We start from the raw sequence: 947 nt of genomic DNA on the forward strand, positions 1-947 counted from the left end.
GGATCGTGTCCCGTCGCGTGGTGTAGCTGGCGGCGGGTCACCGCGTTCACCGGCATGGGCCGGGCTGATCAGCTGGCGATTGCCGGAAGGCTGACGGTTGGATCATCGCTCAACGGCGCGATGGTTTCCAGCGTCATGTAGCGGGCACGCTGGACGGCCCATTCATCGTTCTGTTCGAGCAGGATCGCGCCGATGAGACGGACAATGGCGTCCTCATTGGGGAAGATGCCGATGACCTCGGTCCGCCGCTTGATCTCGCCGTTAAGGCGCTCGATTGGGTTGGTCGAGTGCAGCTTGGTCCGGTGCTGCGGTGGGAACGTCATGTAGGCCAGCACATCGGTCTCGGCCTCGTCCAGGAAGCCGGCAAGCTTGGGCAGCTTGGGACGGAGCTGGTCGGCGACCTTGCGCCACTGCGTGCGAGCGGCCTCGGCATCGTCCTGGGCGAACGCGGTGGCGATGAAGGCGGAGACGACGCGCCGGCCGCTCTTGCCTGCATGGGCCAGTGCGTTGCGCATGAAGTGGACGCGGCACCGCTGCCAACTGGCATTGAGCACCTTGGCCACGGTGGCCTTGATGCCCTCATGAGCATCGGAGACGACGAGCTTGACGCCGCGCAGGCCGCGGCGAGCGAGCTTGCGCAGGAACGCGGTCCAGAACGTCTCGGCCTCGGACGGCCCAATGTCCATGCCGAGAACCTCGCGCCTGCCGTCGCTATTAACGCCGACCGCGACAATCACCGCGACAGATACGATGCGGCCGTTCTGGCGCACCTTCACGTAGGTGGCGTCGATCCACAAATACGGCCAGTCACCCTCGATCGGACGGGCGAGGAAGGCCTTCACCTTGTCGTCGATCTCGCCGCAGAGCCGGCTGACTTGGCTCTTCGAGATGCCGGTCATGCCCATCGCTTGCACCAGGTCGTCCACCGAACGGGTCGAGACGCCCTG

General features: G+C 65.5%; 1 protein-coding gene. It reads right to left on the reverse strand.

What is annotated here, in order from left to right; genetic code table 11:
- Window positions 1-68 precede the first annotated feature (68 nt).
- Window positions 69-947, reverse strand: an 879-nt coding sequence (locus tag CWO91_RS42315; protein ID WP_130221189.1) for an IS256 family transposase, incomplete at its 5' end; no start/stop codon positions are given.

Source organism: Bradyrhizobium genosp. SA-3 (assembly GCF_004212635.1).
In the GTDB taxonomy this organism is placed as follows: Bacteria; Pseudomonadota; Alphaproteobacteria; order Rhizobiales; family Xanthobacteraceae; genus Bradyrhizobium.